Below are 15,897 nucleotides of genomic sequence, written 5' to 3' on the forward strand. Positions count from 1 at the left end.
GTACTGCCTCGCCGCGCGCCCGACCAACGCCCATCAACGCTCCACAGCGCCTCCGCACATGCCCGCCTACCGCTCCAAGACTTCCACTGCTGGCCGCAACATGGCCGGTGCCCGCGCCCTGTGGCGCGCCACCGGCATGAAGGATGGCGACTTCAGCAAGCCCATCATCGCCATCGCCAACTCCTTCACCCAGTTCGTGCCCGGCCATGTGCACCTGAAGGACCTGGGCCAGCTGGTGGCCCGCGAGATCGAGGCCGCCGGCGGTGTGGCCAAGGAGTTCAACACCATCGCGGTGGACGATGGCATCGCCATGGGCCACGACGGCATGCTGTACTCGCTGCCCAGCCGGGACATCATCGCCGACTCGGTGGAGTACATGGTCAACGCCCACTGCGCCGACGCGCTGGTGTGCATCTCCAACTGCGACAAGATCACCCCGGGGATGCTGATGGCCGCGATGCGCCTGAACATCCCGGTGGTCTTCGTCTCCGGCGGCCCGATGGAAGCCGGCAAGGCACGTCTGGCCGATCCGACCACCCACACCGTCCAGATCAAGAAGCTCGACCTGATCGACGCCATGGTGATGGCCGCGGACAGCAAGGTGAGCGACGCCGATGTGGCCGAAGTCGAACGGTCGGCCTGCCCCACCTGCGGCAGCTGCTCGGGCATGTTCACCGCCAACTCGATGAACTGCCTGACCGAGGCCCTGGGCCTGTCCCTGCCGGGCAACGGCACGGTGGTGGCCACCCACGCCGACCGCGAGCAGCTGTTCCTGCGCGCCGGCCGCCTGGCGGTCGAGCTGTGCCGGCGCTACTACGAGCAGGGCGACGAGTCCGTGCTGCCCCGCAGCATCGGCAAGAAGGCCTTCGAGAACGCGATGACGCTGGACATCGCCATGGGCGGCTCGACCAACACCATCCTGCACATCCTGGCCACCGCCCAGGAGGCCGGCATCGCCTTCGACATGACGGACATCGACCGCCTCTCGCGCGACGTGCCGCAGCTGTGCAAGGTGGCCCCCAACACCAACAAGTACCACATCGAGGACGTGCACCGCGCCGGCGGCATCATGGCCATCCTGGGCGAGCTGGAGCGCGCCGGCAAGCTGCACACCGACGTGCCCACCGTGCACGCCAAGACCCTGGGCGATGCGCTGGCCCAGTGGGATGTGCGCCGCACCCAGGACGAGGCCGTCAAGACCTTCTACATGGCCGGCCCTGCCGGCATCCCGACCCAGGTGGCCTTCAGCCAGGCCACCCGCTGGCCCAGCCTGGACCTGGACCGCGCCGAGGGCTGCATCCGCTCCTTCGAGCACGCCTTCAGCAAGGAAGGTGGACTGGCCGTGCTGCGCGGCAACATCGCCCTGGACGGCTGCGTGGTGAAGACCGCCGGCGTGGACGACAGCCTGCTGGTCTTCGAGGGCCCGGCCCATGTGGTCGAGAGCCAGGACGAGGCGGTCGAGCACATCCTGAACGACCAGGTGAAGGCCGGCGACGTGGTGATCGTGCGCTACGAGGGCCCCAAGGGCGGCCCCGGCATGCAGGAAATGCTCTACCCGACCAGCTACATCAAGTCCAAGGGCCTGGGCAAGGCCTGCGCGCTGCTGACCGATGGCCGCTTCTCGGGCGGCACCTCGGGTCTGTCGATCGGCCACTGCTCGCCCGAAGCGGCGGCCGGCGGCACCATCGGCCTGGTGAAGAACGGCGACCGCATCCGCATCGACATCCCCGCGCGCTCGATCAACGTGCTGGTGAGCGACGAGGAACTGGCCCGTCGCCGCGCCGAGCAGGACGCCAAGGGCTGGAAGCCGGCCCAGCCGCGCCCGCGCAAGGTGTCGGCCGCGCTGAAGGCCTACGCCCTGCTGGCCACCTCGGCCGACAAGGGCGCGGTGCGCGATCTGTCCAAGCTGGAAGACTGACGCCCGCAGAGGGACCGGCCCGGGCGGGCCCGGCCGGTTCCACTCACTTGCGGCGGGAGTTCTTGACGCCCAGGCCCATCGCGTCGATGTTGCGACGCCGCCGCTCTTCCTTGCGTGCGGCGTCCTTGTCCATCGCGCGGCGGCGGGTCAGGCCCGTCGCATCGGCATAGCCCCACCAGGCCAGCGCCAGGCCGAAGGGCAGCAGCACCCAGACCCAGGACCAGCCGGCCACCGGCCCCCACTCGGCGAGCTTCATCACCAGCAACAGCACGCCCAGCACCACAAAAGCCATCGTGTTCTCCTTGCCTGCCTCCCGATCGGCCTCGAACGGACGGCCCGGCAGACTTCCCTAGGGAAGGTCTGCACAACTCGCAACCCGGCGTGGCTGCACGCTGAGACGATGGGAATGTGATGCTGTGGATGGCAAATTTGCTGCGATTTCCAGGTCTGCAGGCCCGAACAGGTCCGCGACCCGGGCCATTTGCCATGCTGCGGACGCACTCATGCCATCGCTCCGATGAGTTTGCGCCGCGCCATCCACAGATTGGCCAGCGCAAACAGCGTGTGCAACTGCGCCGTGTTCTTGGCCAGCCCGCGGTAGCGCACCTTGATGTGTCCGAACTGGCGCTTGATCACTCGGAACGGATGTTCGACACGTGCCCGGATGCCCGCTTTGACCTTCTCGAGCTGCTCGGTGAGGGCCTCGATCGGTTTGGCCGGGTTCAGTGTGCGACGCTTGCCCGGCCGCATGGCGATGTTCCAAGCCACACCCACCCTGGCGTCCGGACGCTTGTCGGCACCTCGATAGCCGGCATCGGCGTAGACCTCGCGGTCGCTCGGGCGCACCAGGCTGTTGGCCTCGGTCACGTCATTGACCGCTCCGCTGGTGCCGCGCACGGTGTGGACCAGGCCCGATTCGATGTCCACCCCGATGTGGCACTTCATGCCGAAGTACCACTGCTGGCCCTTCCTGCTTTGCTTCATTTCCGGGTCGCGCTCGCCGCTGCTGTTCTTGGTCGAGCTCGGTGCGGCGATCAGCGTGGCATCCACCACCGAGCCGCCCTTGAGCATCACGCCCTTGGCGCTCAGCAGGTCGTTGACGGTCTGCAGGATCTGCGCGGTCAGCTTGTGCTTCTCCAGCACATGCCGAAAGCGCAGGATCGTGCTCTCGTCGGGCAGCCGCTCGTCCCAGCCTTCCAGGCCCGCGAACTCGCGGAACACCGGCATGTCGTGCAGCGCTTCTTCCATCGCCGGGTCACTCAGCGTGAACCATTGCTGCATGAAGTGGATGCGCAGCATGGTCTCCGGCGAGAACGGCGGGCGGCCTCGCTTGCCATCGGGCAGGTACGGGGACACCAGCGCCACCAGATCCGACCAGGGCACGACCTTCTCCATTTCGTCCAGGAACTCCCGGCGTCGCGTTCGCTTGGTCGTCTGTCCCAAACCCAGGCTGTGCTGCTTCATGGCCCGTATCGTCTCAGCGCTTCACGTCCGCGCCAAGCACCACGGGTTGCGAGTTGTGCAGACCTTCCCTAGAATGGGTTTCCCACTGTAAATCACCCACCCTGGCTCCACCATGGGGCATCGGAAGGAGACTTGATGAAACAGCTGCTGCCCGCCGCCTTGCTGTGGCTTTCGGCATCCACCGTGCTGGCCGCACCGAATGCGCAGGCGCTGGCCACCAGCAAGAACTGCCTGGCCTGCCATGCCGTGGATCGCAAGCTGGTGGGGCCGTCCTACCAGGATGTGGCGGCGCGCTACGCCGGCCAGAAGGATGCCGTGAGCCGCCTGGCCGAGAAGATCCAGAAGGGGGGCTCGGGCAGCTGGGGCCCCGTGCCCATGCCCGCCAACCCGGTCACGCCGGAAGAAGCCCAGACCCTGGCGAGCTGGGTGCTGTCTCACAAGAAGTGAAGCTGGCGCCGCCCTGCGCGACCCCATGAAAAAAGCCCCGCACTGCGGGGCTTTTTGCTGGGCGCTTCGGCTCAGTTGTTCTGCGCCAGCTGGTCCAGGATGGCCGGGTTCTCCAGCGTGGAGGTGTCCTGGGTGATGGCCTCGCCCTTGGCGATCGAGCGCAGCAGGCGGCGCATGATCTTGCCCGAGCGGGTCTTGGGCAGGTTGTCGCCGAAGCGGATGTCCTTGGGCTTGGCGATCGGGCCGATCTCCTTGCCCACGTGGTCGCGCAACTGCTTGGCGATGGCCTTGGCCTCGTCGCCGGTGGGGCGCGGACGCTTGAGCACGACGAAGGCGCAGATGGCCTCGCCGGTCGTGTCGTCCGGACGGCCCACCACCGCGGCCTCGGCCACCAGCTCGGTGCAGCTCACCAGGGCCGATTCGATCTCCATCGTGCCCATGCGGTGGCCCGAGACGTTCAGCACGTCGTCGATGCGGCCGGTGATGGTGAAGTAGCCGGTCTTGGGATCGCGGATCGCACCGTCGCCCGCCAGGTAGTACTTGCCCTGGAAGTCGGCCGGGTAGTAGCTCTTCTTAAAGCGCTCCGGGTCGCCCCAGATGTTGCGGATCATCGAAGGCCAGGGGCGCTTGACCACCAGGATGCCGCCCTGGCCCCAGGGCACGTCCTTGCCGGTCTCGTCCACCACCGCGGCCTGGATGCCCGGGAAGGGCAGCGTGCAGGAGCCCGGCACAAGCGGGGTGGCGCCCGGCAGCGGGGTGATCATGTGGCCGCCGGTCTCGGTCTGCCAGAAGGTGTCCACGATGGGGCAGCGGCCGCCGCCCACATGCTGGTGGTACCACTCCCAGGCGGCCGGGTTGATCGGCTCACCCACCGAGCCCAGGATGCGCAGGCTCGACAGGTCGTAGCTCTTGGGATGCACGGCGTCGTTGGCCTCGGCGGCCTTGATCAGGCTGCGGATGGCGGTGGGCGCGGTGTAGAAGATGCTGACCTTGTGGTCCTGGATCATCTTCCAGAAGCGGCCGGCGTCCGGGTAGGTGGGCACGCCTTCGAAGACGATCTCGGTGCCGCCCAGGGCCAGCGGGCCGTAGGTGATGTAGCTGTGGCCGGTGACCCAGCCGATGTCGGCCGTGCACCAGAAGACATCGTCCTCGCGCAGGTCGAAGGTCCAGGAGGTGGTGAGCGCCGCATGCAGCAGGTAGCCGCCGGTGCTGTGCTGCACGCCCTTGGGCTTGCCGGTGGAGCCGCTGGTGTAGAGCAGGAACAGCGGATGCTCGGCCTCGACCCACTCGGGCTCGCAGCTGTCGGGCAGGCCGGCCACGGCATCGGCCATCCAGAGGTCACGGCCTTCCTTCATGGTCACCGCACCGCCGGTGCGCTTGACCACCAGCACCTTCTCGATGGCACCGCAGCCGTCCAGCGCCAGCGCTTCGTCCACGATGGCCTTCAGGGGCAGGTGCTTGCCGCCACGCACCTGTTCATCGGCGGTGATGACCAGCTTGGCGCCGGTGTCCTCGATGCGGTCACGCAGCGACTGGGCCGAGAAGCCACCGAACACCACCGAGTGGATGGCACCGATGCGGGCGCAGGCCTGCATGGCCGCCACGCCGTCGATCGACATGGCGATGTAGATGACGACGCGGTCGCCCTTCTTGACGCCTTGGGCCCGCAGCGCGTTGGCGATGCGGCAGGTGCGCGCCAGCAGTTCGCTGTAGCTGACCTTGGTGACCTCGCCGCCATCGGCCTCGAAGATCAGCGCAGTCTTGTCGCCCAGGCCGCGCTCGATGTTGCGGTCCAGGCAGTTGTAGGAGGCATTGAGCGTGCCGTCGGAGAACCACTTGAAGAACGGCGCCTCGCTCTCGTCGAGCACCTTGGTGAACGGCGTCTTCCAGGTGATCAGCTCACGTGCGCGCTTGGCCCAGAAGCCCTCGTAATCGGTCTCCGCTTCCTTGCAGAGCGCCTCGTAGGCGGCCATGCCCGAGACACGGGCCTGGGCTGCCACGGCAGGATCGGGGGCGTAGATCTTCAGCTCGTCGCTCATCGTGATGTCTCCTGTGTTCTCGATTCGAGTGCTTGAATGCACTTTCCGGCGCAACTGTGGCCCCCGGGTCTGACGATGGCCTTACTCTGAATCCTGCTGCAATGCAGCAAATTGACGGCAGATGCCGCCGTCATGGCGGTGTTGCGGGACAACCCTAGAATCCCGGCATTCCCGAGCTTCCGGCCTGTCACCGCGGCCATCCCCGACCCGATGAACACCCCGCCCCCCTCCGGACGGCCCATGCGCCCCCTGCCCGCCCTGATCTTCGCCAGCCGCTGGCTGCAGCTGCCGCTGTATCTGGGCCTGATCCTGGCCCAGGCCGTCTACGTCTTCCACTTCTGGGTGGAACTCGTCCACCTGATCGAAGCGGCCTTCGGCAACACCCAGGCCCTGGACACGCTGGTCAAGAGCGTGGGCTATCTTCCTCCCACCGATGGGCAGGTCAAGCTCAACGAAACCCTGATCATGCTCGTGGTGCTGGGCCTGATCGACGTGGTGATGATCAGCAATCTGCTGATCATGGTGATCGTTGGCGGCTACGAGACCTTCGTCTCACGCATGAACCTGGAGGGCCACCCGGACCAGCCGGAATGGCTGGACCATGTGAACGCCTCGGTGCTGAAGGTGAAGCTGGCCACGGCCATCATCGGCATCAGCTCGATCCACCTGCTGAAGTCCTTCATCAGCGCGGCCAACATCGACCAGAAGACCCTGCTCTGGCAGACGCTGATCCACCTGACCTTCCTGCTGTCGGCCCTGGCCATTGCCGCCACCGACCGCCTGCTGGGTCATGGCCACAAGCCGGCCGCGGGCGAAGAACACTGAGCTTCAGCGGGGGCGGCGCGCCAGCAGCAGCGCCCCCAGCACGCCCGACAGCACGGAGCCGCACAGCACGCCCAGCTTGACGGGCGTGTCATGGTCCCCGGGCAGGCCGACAAAGGCCAGGCCGCCGATGAACAGGCTCATCGTGAAGCCGATGCCGCACAGCACGCTCACGCCGAAGACCTGTCCCCAACTGGCCCCTGCCGGTGCGCTGGCCCAACCCAGCCGCACCATCGCCCAGACGCAGCCGAAGACGCCCAGCGTCTTGCCCACCACCAGGCCGGCGGTGATGCCCAGCGACACCGGCTGCAGCAGATCGGACCAGCTCAGGCCGGCCAGCGACACCCCCGCATTGGCGAAGGCGAACATCGGCAACACCCCAAAGGCCACCCAGGGGTGCAGGCCGTGCTCCAGGGCCTCGGCCGGCGAATGGCCGTCCTCGCCATCGCTGGGGATGAACAGGGCCGTCGCCACCCCGGCCAGCGTGGCGTGCACGCCCGACTTCAGCACGCAGACCCACATCACCAGGCCGATCACGATATAGAGATCGGCCCGGCGCACCCCCGCCCGGTTCAGCAGCGCCAGCAACACCAGGCAGGCCGCCGCGGCCCCCAGCATGGCCAGGGACAGCTGGGCCGTGTAGAAGACGGCGATGACCGCGATGGCCCCCAGGTCGTCGATGATGGCCACCGCGGTCAGGAAAACCTTGAGCGAAGGCGGCACCCGCGGACCCAGCAGCATCACGATGCCGATGGCAAAGGCGATGTCGGTGGCCGCGGGAATCGCCCAGCCGCGCAGGGCCGCCGGGTCGCCCCAGTTGATGGCCACGTAGATCAGGGCCGGCAGCGCCATGCCGCCCAGGGCGGCCACCGCCGGCAGCGCGGCCTGGGCCGGGCGCGAGAGCTCGCCATGCACGAACTCGCGCTTGATCTCCAGCCCGACCAGGAAGAAGAACACCGCCATCCACAGATCGTTGACCCAGACCTGCAGCGGCTTGGCCAGCACCAGCCAGTCGCCACCGATCCGCACCTCGCCCGGAATCTGGTCGAAGGCCACATACAGCGGGGCCCAGGGCGAGTTGCTGAAAATGAGCGCCGCCACCGTGGCCAGCGCCAGGACGATGCCCCCGGCGGTGGGGGCCGCGAAGAAGCGCTTGATTCCGTCGAACACGCTGGGTTGACTCCTCGTCGTTACACTGCCGGGTTGCGACCCTGGCCCATCTTGCTTCTGCTCCGGGCATTGGACCATGGCCAGCCCGCCGCCCTGGCGGCCATCATCGCAAAGACTCGACCGAGCCATCCACCATGACCACCACCATCCGCTACCAAGATCTGGTCGACAGCGTCGCCGGCGCGCTGCAGTACATCAGCTACTACCACCCGGCCGACTACATCGCCCACCTGGCGCGCGCCTACGAGCGTGAGGAATCGCCCGCCGCCAAGGACGCGATCGCCCAGATCCTGACCAACTCGCGCATGTGCGCGGAAGGGCGCCGCCCGATCTGCCAGGACACCGGCATCGTCAACGTGTTCCTGAAGATCGGCATGGACGTGAAGTGGGAAGGCTTCCCCGGCTCGATCCAGGACGCCGTCGACGAAGGCGTGCGCCGCGGCTACCTGAACCCGGACAACAAGCTGCGCGCCTCGGTGCTGGCCGATCCGATCTTCGAGCGCAAGAACACCAAGGACAACACCCCGGCGGTGGTCTTCATGGAGGTGGTGCCCGGCGACAAGCTGGACGTGACCGTGGCGGCCAAGGGCGGCGGCTCCGAGAACAAGTCCAAGGTCTACATGCTCAACCCGAGCGACAACATCGTCGACTGGGTGCTCAAGACCGTGCCGACCATGGGCGCGGGCTGGTGCCCGCCGGGCATGCTGGGCATCGGCGTGGGCGGCACGGCGGAGAAGGCCGCCCTGCTGGCCAAGGAATCGCTGATGGACGACATCGACATGTACGAGCTGCTGCAGCGCGGCCCGCAGAACAAGCTCGAAGAGCTGCGCATCGAGCTGTACGAGAAGGTCAACGCGCTGGGCATCGGCGCGCAAGGCCTGGGTGGCCTGACCACCGTGCTGGACGTCAAGATCAAGACCTACCCGACGCACGCGGCCTCCAAGCCCATCGCCATGATCCCGAACTGCGCGGCCACCCGCCACGCCCACTTCGTGATGGACGGCTCGGGCCCGGTCTACCTGGATCCGCCCAGCCTGGATCTGTGGCCCAACGTGCACTGGGCGCCGGACTACAACAAGTCCAAGCGCGTGGACCTGAACACGCTGACCAAGGACGAAGTGGCCAGCTGGAAGCCCGGCCAGACCCTGCTGCTCAACGGCAAGATGCTGACCGGCCGCGATGCCGCGCACAAGCGCATCCAGGACATGCTGGCCAAGGGCGAGCCGCTGCCGGTGGACTTCACCAACCGGGTCATCTACTACGTCGGCCCGGTGGACCCGGTGCGTGACGAGGTGGTCGGCCCCGCCGGCCCCACCACCGCCACCCGCATGGACAAGTTCACCGACATGATGCTGGAGAAGACCGGCCTCATCAGCATGGTGGGCAAGGCCGAGCGTGGCCCCGCCGCCATCGAGGCGATCAAGAAGCACAAGTCGGCCTACCTGATGGCCGTGGGCGGCAGCGCCTACCTGGTGTCCAAGGCCATCAAGGCCGCCAAGGTGGTGGGCTTCGCCGACCTGGGCATGGAAGCCATCTACGAGTTCGACGTGGTGGACATGCCGGTCACGGTGGCCGTGGACGCCGGCGGCACCAGCGCCCACATCGAGGGCCCCAAGACCTGGCAGGCCAAGATCGGCAAGATCCCGGTCAGCGTGGCCTGATCGGCCCCCGGCCTCGAACAGCAAACCCCGCCTCGGCGGGGTTTTTTCATGGTGTGGTGTTCATGATGGGATGCGCCAGGGTCAGCCCGCGGACGGCGGCTCGGCCGCCGGCAGCATCTGCACCACCCGCTGCGGGAAGGGGATCTCCACCCCCAGGCGGTTGAGCAGGCGCCAGATCGCCAGGTTCACCTCGGAACGCACGCCCCCCTGGCCATTCTCCGGATCGATGATCCAGAAGGTGATGGTCAACTCCAGGCCATCGGCGGCGAAGTTGGACAGCTGCACGCCGGGCTTGGGGTCGCCCAGCACGCGCTGGACGGAGGACACGGCCTCGATGATCTGCGGGAACAGCGTATCCAGGTCGGTGCCATAACCCACCTGCACCACGGTCGAGACCAGCACCTTGGGGTCGGCCAGGGAGGAGTTCTCCACCCGCTGGGTGATCAGCAGCTCGTTGGGCACGATGGCCTCGCGCCCGTTGAGGGCGCGGATCACGGTGTAGCGGGTGGTGATGCGGGAGATCGTGCCCTCGAAGTTGTCCACCCGCACCGTGTCGCCGATGCGCACCGAGCGCTCGGCCAGGATCACGAAACCCGAGACATAGTTGGAGGCCAGCTTCTGCAGGCCGAAGCCCAGGCCCACCCCCACCGCGCCGCCCAGCACCGACAGGGCCGACAGGTCGATGCCGGCCGAGGACATGGCCAGCAGCAGCCCGATGAAGGTGAGCAGGGTGCGGATCAGGTTGGCGCCGGCCATGCGCAGCGAGAGCTGGTCGCCGGTGGCCCCCTTGAGCAGCTGGGTCTCCAGCGCCGCCGAGATCCACAGCGTGATGACCATCACCACGCCCACGCTCAGCGCCCCCTCCAGCAGCGAGCGCACCGAGACCACCGAGTTGCCCAGCTTCCAGCGGATGTCGTCCAACTCGTTCAGCATCTCCGGCAGCACGCCGGTGATCCAGCCCACCACCGCCAGCCAGGCCAGCCAGGAGATCGTGCGCTCGACCACGCGCATCAGGTGGGACCCCGGGAAGGCCACGGTCAGCACCCGCACCGACAGCCGGATGCTGGCAAAGGAAATCAGCACCGGCAGCACGATCTTGAACATCGCCAGCGGCACGCCCCAGCCCAGCAGCGCCCGCCGCGCCAGGTAGGCCAGGCCCAGGGCCAGCAGGGGGAACAGCACCCCGTCGACGATGCGGCGCCCGTACCAGATGGAGCGCTCGGGCACCGTGGGGCCACGCACCACCCGCACCAGCACCCAGGCCAGGACCAGACAGGTCAGCACCACGGCGCCCTCGATCAGGGCGCTGGGGTGCGTCAGGGCACTGAGGAATTCGTCGAGGGTGAGGACGGGAATGACGGGGGCGGAAGTCATGCGCCCGATTGTCGCCTCAGCCCAGGGCGGAAGCCGAGCTCAGACGTCGGCCAGCGCGCGCAGATGGGCCACCACGCTGCGGGCCAGCGAGCTCAGCGCGTAGCCGCCCTCCAGGCAGGACACGACCCGTCCCTTGGCATGGCGCCGGGCCAGCTCCACCACCCGGCGGGTGATCCATTCGAAATCGGCCTCCACGAGGCCCATGCGGCCCATGTCGTCCTCGCGGTGGGCGTCAAAGCCGGCCGAGATGAAGAACATCTCCGGACGGAACTCCTCCAGCCGCGGAATCCAGTTGGCCTCGATCATCTCCCGCACCTCGCCGCCGCGGGTGTAGGGGGGCACCGGCAGGTTGACCATGTTCGAGCCCAGCGGCACGCCGCCGCTGAAGGGGAAGATCTGGTCCTGGAAGAAGCTCACCATCAGGATGCGCTCGTCGCCGGCCACGATGTCCTCGGTGCCGTTGCCGTGGTGCACATCGAAGTCGACGATGGCCACCCGCTTGAGCCCGCGCACATCCAGCGCATGGCGGGCCGCCACCGCGATGTTGTTGAAGAAGCAGAAGCCCATGGACTGCGAGCGCGTGGCATGGTGGCCGGGCGGGCGGATGGCGCAGAAGGCGTTCTCGGCGCGGCCATCGATCACCGCGTCGGTGGCTGCCACGGCAGCGCCGGCCGAGCGCAAGGCGGCCTGCCAGGTGTGCGGGCCCACGTAGGTGTCCGAGTCCAGCGCCCGGTGCTCGCCGGTCTCGATGGCCTGGCGGATGAACTCCTCCAACTCGGTGAGATAACCCTCGGTGTGGGCCAGCAGCAGGTCGCTGTGCGCGGCCAGCGGCACGTCGAAACGGGTGAGCGCCACGTCCACGCCGGAAGACAGCAACTGGTCCTCGATGGCGTCGAGCCGCTGGGGGCATTCGGGGTGGCCGGCACCCATGTCGTGCAGGCGGCAATCGGGGTGGGAGAAGTAGGCAGTGGTCATCGAAACAGGGCCAGCGCAGGATCGGGACAGGTCATTCCCAGCATGCCAGTGAAACCGGGCCGGGTAGGCTATCGTCTGCCCTCATGATCAGCACAAGCCTTCTCGCCCGATTGACGAAGCTCAAGGGACAGGTCAACAACGTGATCGCGGGCAAGACAACCCAGGTGGAGGATAGCCTGGCCTGCCTGCTGGCCGGGGGGCATCTGCTGATCGAGGACGTGCCGGGCGTGGGCAAGACCACCCTGGCCCACGCCCTGGCCGCCTCGCTGGGGCTGCGCTTCTCCCGCGTCCAGTTCACCTCCGACCTGCTGCCCAGCGACCTGGTGGGGGTGAGCGTGTTCGAGCGCCAGCGCGACGGCTTCGTGTTCCACCCGGGCCCGCTCTTCACCCAGGTGCTGCTGGCCGACGAGATCAACCGGGCCGGCCCCCGCACCCAGAGCGCCCTGCTGGAGGCGATGGAGGAGCACCAGGTCAGCGTGGACGGCAAGACCCGCCCGCTGCCCCAGCCCTTCTTCGTCATCGCCACCCAGAACCCGGCCGAGCAGCTGGGCACCTACCCGCTGCCGGAAAGCCAGCTCGACCGCTTCCTGATGTGCATCAGCCTGGGCTACCCGGACCGGGCCTCGGAGCGCGCCCTGCTGGCCGGCGAGGACCGGCGCGAAGCGGTGGCCCGCCTGCAGCCGGTGATGGAACCGGACGACCTGGTCGAGGCGATGGCCGCGGTGCGCACCGTGCATGCGTCCAGCGCCCTGCTGGACTACCTGCAGGCCCTGATCGAGGCCACCCGCAGCGGCCGCTGGTTCGTCCAGGGCCTGTCGCCCCGCGCTGGCATCGGCATCCTGCGGCTGGCCCGGGCCCGGGCCCTGCTGCAGGGCCGTGACCACGTGGCGCCGGACGACCTGCAGGCCCTGTTGCCCCAGGCCCTGGGCCACCGCCTGGTGCCGGTGGCCTCGGCCGGCCGCGGCCCGCGCGAGCAGGTCCGCGCGATGCTGGACGCCGTCCCCCTGCCCTGAACCGGCATGGCAAGCACCGGCCTGTGGCCCCTGTCGGCCCTGCAGCGGCGCTGGCGCCAGTGGTGGCAGGCGCGCCTGCAGCCCAGTGCCCATTGCACCCTGCGCCAGCGCAACCTCTACATCGTGCCCACCCGGGCCGGCCTGGTGTTCGGTCTGACCCTGCTGCTGCTGGTGGCGTCCATCAACTTCCAGCTCAACCTGGGCTACGCCCTCACCTTCCTGCTGGCGGGCAGCGCCATCGTGTCGATGCACATGACCCATGCCACGCTGCGCGGGCTGGCGCTGCACCTGGGGCCGCTGAGCCCGGTGTTCGCCGGCCAGCCGGTGAGCCTGGAGGTCCGCATGGACAACCCCGGCCGCACCCGCCATGGCCTGGCGCTGGCGGTGCAGGAAGACGAGGGCGAGCCGCAGCCGGTGTGGTTCGATGCCGGCGCCCAGGCCCAGACCAGCGTCACCCTGCACTGGATGGCGCCCGGACGCGGGCACTGGCCGGCACCGCTGCTGCGCATCGAGACCCGCTTTCCCTTCGGCCTGTTCCGCGCCTGGAGCCTGTGGCGCCCGGACGCCCAGGCCTGGGTCTATCCCGCGCCGGAGCATCCCGCGCCGCCCTTGCCCCCGGCCGCAGTCCAGGCCGGCTCGCCCGGCACGCCGGCCCTGGGCCCGACCGACGAGCATGACGGCATCCGCCCCTGGCGCCGGGGCGACCCGCTCAACCGCGTGGTCTGGAAGAAGGTCGCGCGCACGGGCGAACTGGTCAGCCGCGAGGCCGCGGGAACGGCCCGCCCCCCGCTGCTCTGGCTGGACTGGCAGCAGGCCGGCCCGGGCGATGCGGAACGGCGCCTGTCCCGCCTGTGCGCCTGGGTGCTGGCCGCGCAGGCGCGCCAGCAGCCCCATGGCCTGCGCCTGCCCGGCCGGGAATGGCCCTGGAACGACTCACCCACCCACCGGGACACCCTGCTGCAGGCGCTGGCGCGATGGTGATGCTGCCCCGCATCCGGGAGGCCCAGCTGCCGCGCGACACCCGGGACACCTTCTTCATGCTGGGACTGATCGCCTGGACGGTCGCCCCGCACCTGGCCCGCCTGCCGCTGGGCGTGGGGGGGCTGTGCCTGGCGGTGCTGGTCTGGCGCGCCGTGCTGGCCTGGCGGGACGCCGCCCTGCCCGGCCGCGGGCCCCTGCTCGCGGTGCTGCTGCTGGCCGCCGGCCTGACCTGGCGCGAGCACCACACCCTGCTCGGCCGCGACGCCGGCATCACCCTGCTGGTGGTGCTGATGGCCCTGAAGACGCTGGAACTGCGGGCCCGGCGCGACGCGCTGGTGGTCTTCTTCCTCGGCTTCTTCCTGGTGCTGACCCAGTTCCTGTACTCGCAGTCCCTGCTCTCGGCGGCGGCCATGCTGCTGTCGGTGTGGGGCTGGCTGACAGCGCTCACCCTGGCCCACATGCCCGCCGGACGACCGCCGCTGCGCGAGGCCGCCGGCACCGCGCTGCGGGCCGCCCTGCTGGGCCTGCCGGTGATGCTGGCGCTCTTTCTGCTCTTTCCCCGCATTCCGCCGCTGTGGAGCATGCCCGGCGATGGGGCCCGCACCGGCCTGTCGGACCACCTGCGCCTGGGCGACGTGGCGGAGCTGGCCCAGGACGACAGCGTGGCGCTGCGGCTGCGCTTCGAGGGCCCGCCGCTGCCGCTGGCCCAGCTCTATCTGCGCGGACCGGTGCTCTCCCGCTACGACGGCCAGAGCTGGCAGGCCGAGCCCTGGCCCCGGCGCCCGCCCGTGCCCGATCACGTGACAAGCTTCGCCCCTCCCCCTCGCGCCGGCCTGCGCTACGAGATGACGCTGGAGCCCCTGCGCATCGCCTGGCTGCCCCTGCTGGACTACGCCACCACGCCGCCGCAGGCCGAGCCCCCGCTGACCGGCCTGCGGCCCCCGGACGACGACAGCCTGCAGTGGCGCCTGCGCAGCCCCCTGGGGGAGCGGACCCGCCTGACCGCCGTGGCCGCGCCCGGCCGGCCGGAGGGTGGCGTGCTGTCCCGCTGGGACCGCCTGCAGCTGACCAGCCTGCCGCCGGGCCTGCACCCGCGCACCCGGGCCTGGGCGCGCGCCCTGGCCGCGCAGCCCGGCCTGCTGCATGCCGATGCGCAGACCCTGGTCCAGGCCGTGCTGCGGCACCTGCGCGAGGACGGCTATGCCTACACCCTGAGCCCGGGACCCTACGAGGGCGATGCCATCGACGAATTCTGGATGGACCGCAAGCTGGGCTTCTGCGAACACTACGCCAGCGCCTTCGTGGTGGTGATGCGCAGCCTGGGCGTGCCGGCGCGCATCGTCACCGGCTACCAGGGGGCCGATCCGGCGCCGGTGGACGGCTACTGGGTGGTGCGCCAGAGCAATGCCCATGCCTGGGCCGAGTACTGGCAGGACGGCCAGGGCTGGCTGCGCGCCGATCCCACCGCCGCCGTGGCCCCCGACCGCGTCCTGCGCAGCAGCGCGCTGCGCCCGGCCCCCGGTCTGGTGATGGGCACGCTGGACAGCGTGAGCCCCGGCCTGCGCCTGCAGCTGCGGCGCTGGCTGGAGACCTGGGACAACCGCTGGAACCAGTGGGTGCTGGGCTACGGCCGGCAGCAGCAGTTCCAGCTGCTGCGCGACTGGGGCTGGCCGGAGGTGGACGCCGCAGCCCTGGCCCGGCTGCTGGTCCTGTGCCTGTCCGGCCTGGGTCTGGCCGGGGCGGCCTGGGCGTGGTGGGATGGTCGCCGACAGGCGCCCTGGCCACGGCTGCAACGGCGCCTGGCCCGCCGGCTGGCGCGCTGGGGCGTGGTCCTGGCCCCGGCCGACAGCCCGGCCGCACTGGCGCGGCGCCTGGCCGAGCGCCACGGACAGGCCGTGGCACCCATGGTGGAAGCACTGCAGGCCCTGCAGCGCCAGCGCTACGCCCCAGGCCCCGCCGCGGCCACACTCTCCACCTGGTGGCGGACCTTCCGGGCCGCGGAGCGGCGCTGCGCTCCCCCGCGGCGCCCATAA

13 protein-coding genes are annotated in these 15,897 nt (G+C 69.4%); 7 read left to right on the forward strand and 6 right to left on the reverse strand.

What is annotated here, in order from left to right:
• Window positions 1-58: 58 nt before the first annotated feature.
• On the forward strand, window positions 59-1,918 hold the full coding sequence (gene ilvD / locus LRM40_RS11415) for a dihydroxy-acid dehydratase (protein WP_151124145.1): 1,860 nt from the start codon (window positions 59-61) through the stop codon (window positions 1,916-1,918).
• Window positions 1,919-1,961: 43 nt separating this feature from the next.
• Here ilvD and LRM40_RS11420 read toward each other — a convergent pair whose 3' ends face one another.
• Both LRM40_RS11420 and LRM40_RS11425 read right to left on the reverse strand, forming a co-directional pair.
• A complete protein-coding gene (locus LRM40_RS11420) occupies window positions 1,962-2,210 on the reverse strand; it encodes a TIGR04438 family Trp-rich protein (protein WP_151124144.1) in 249 nt (82 codons plus the stop codon).
• A gap of 209 nt (window positions 2,211-2,419) precedes the next feature.
• The gene (locus LRM40_RS11425; RefSeq protein ID WP_151124143.1) at window positions 2,420-3,382 is read right to left on the reverse strand and encodes an IS5 family transposase; all 963 of its coding nucleotides are present in this window, start codon (window positions 3,380-3,382) and stop codon (window positions 2,420-2,422) included.
• Window positions 3,383-3,517: 135 nt separating this feature from the next.
• On the opposite strand from LRM40_RS11425, the gene LRM40_RS11430 reads away from it, so the two are divergent.
• Window positions 3,518-3,829, forward strand: a complete 312-nt coding sequence (locus LRM40_RS11430; protein WP_151124142.1) for a c-type cytochrome — start codon at window positions 3,518-3,520, stop codon at window positions 3,827-3,829.
• Between the two features lie 71 nt (window positions 3,830-3,900).
• Here LRM40_RS11430 and acs read toward each other — a convergent pair whose 3' ends face one another.
• Window positions 3,901-5,868 carry an acetate--CoA ligase gene (acs, locus tag LRM40_RS11435; protein ID WP_151124141.1) on the reverse strand — a complete coding sequence of 656 codons (1,968 nt, stop codon included), beginning with the start codon at window positions 5,866-5,868 and terminating at the stop codon, window positions 3,901-3,903.
• A gap of 240 nt (window positions 5,869-6,108) precedes the next feature.
• On the opposite strand from acs, the gene LRM40_RS11440 reads away from it, so the two are divergent.
• A complete protein-coding gene (locus LRM40_RS11440) occupies window positions 6,109-6,693 on the forward strand; it encodes a TIGR00645 family protein (RefSeq protein ID WP_151124180.1) in 585 nt (194 codons plus the stop codon).
• A 3-nt stretch (window positions 6,694-6,696) separates the two neighbouring features.
• Here the strand turns inward: LRM40_RS11440 and nhaA are convergent, their stop codons facing one another.
• Window positions 6,697-7,860: a Na+/H+ antiporter NhaA gene (gene nhaA, locus LRM40_RS11445; RefSeq protein ID WP_231067515.1), complete on the reverse strand. Its 1,164-nt coding sequence runs from the start codon at window positions 7,858-7,860 to the stop codon at window positions 6,697-6,699.
• A gap of 134 nt (window positions 7,861-7,994) precedes the next feature.
• Here nhaA and LRM40_RS11450 point away from each other — a divergent pair, with 134 nt between their 5' ends.
• Window positions 7,995-9,521 (forward strand): fumarate hydratase, encoded by a 1,527-nt coding sequence (locus LRM40_RS11450; protein ID WP_151124139.1) that lies wholly within the window; start codon window positions 7,995-7,997, stop codon window positions 9,519-9,521.
• An 81-nt stretch (window positions 9,522-9,602) separates the two neighbouring features.
• Here LRM40_RS11450 and LRM40_RS11455 read toward each other — a convergent pair whose 3' ends face one another.
• Together LRM40_RS11455 and LRM40_RS11460 are read right to left on the reverse strand one after the other, a co-directional pair.
• Entirely contained in the window at window positions 9,603-10,895 is a 1,293-nt protein-coding gene (locus LRM40_RS11455; protein WP_151124138.1) for a mechanosensitive ion channel family protein, read from the reverse strand.
• A gap of 39 nt (window positions 10,896-10,934) precedes the next feature.
• The gene (locus LRM40_RS11460; protein WP_151124137.1) at window positions 10,935-11,870 is read right to left on the reverse strand and encodes a histone deacetylase family protein; all 936 of its coding nucleotides are present in this window, start codon (window positions 11,868-11,870) and stop codon (window positions 10,935-10,937) included.
• Between the two features lie 83 nt (window positions 11,871-11,953).
• Here LRM40_RS11460 and LRM40_RS11465 point away from each other — a divergent pair, with 83 nt between their 5' ends.
• Genes LRM40_RS11465 through LRM40_RS11475 form a run of 3 tightly spaced genes read left to right on the forward strand, consistent with a single transcriptional unit; the run spans window position 11,954 to window position 15,897 of the window.
• A complete protein-coding gene (locus LRM40_RS11465; RefSeq protein ID WP_151124136.1) occupies window positions 11,954-12,883 on the forward strand; it encodes an AAA family ATPase in 930 nt (309 codons plus the stop codon).
• Between the two features lie 6 nt (window positions 12,884-12,889).
• Complete coding sequence (locus LRM40_RS11470) at window positions 12,890-13,864, forward strand: DUF58 domain-containing protein (protein WP_151124135.1); 975 nt, start codon at window positions 12,890-12,892, stop codon at window positions 13,862-13,864.
• Window positions 13,858-15,897, forward strand: a complete 2,040-nt coding sequence (locus LRM40_RS11475; protein ID WP_231067516.1) for a transglutaminase TgpA family protein — start codon at window positions 13,858-13,860, stop codon at window positions 15,895-15,897. Before LRM40_RS11470 ends, LRM40_RS11475 begins: the two co-directional genes overlap by 7 nt.

Source organism: Ideonella dechloratans, assembly GCF_021049305.1.
Lineage (GTDB): Bacteria > Pseudomonadota > Gammaproteobacteria > Burkholderiales > Burkholderiaceae_C > Ideonella > Ideonella dechloratans.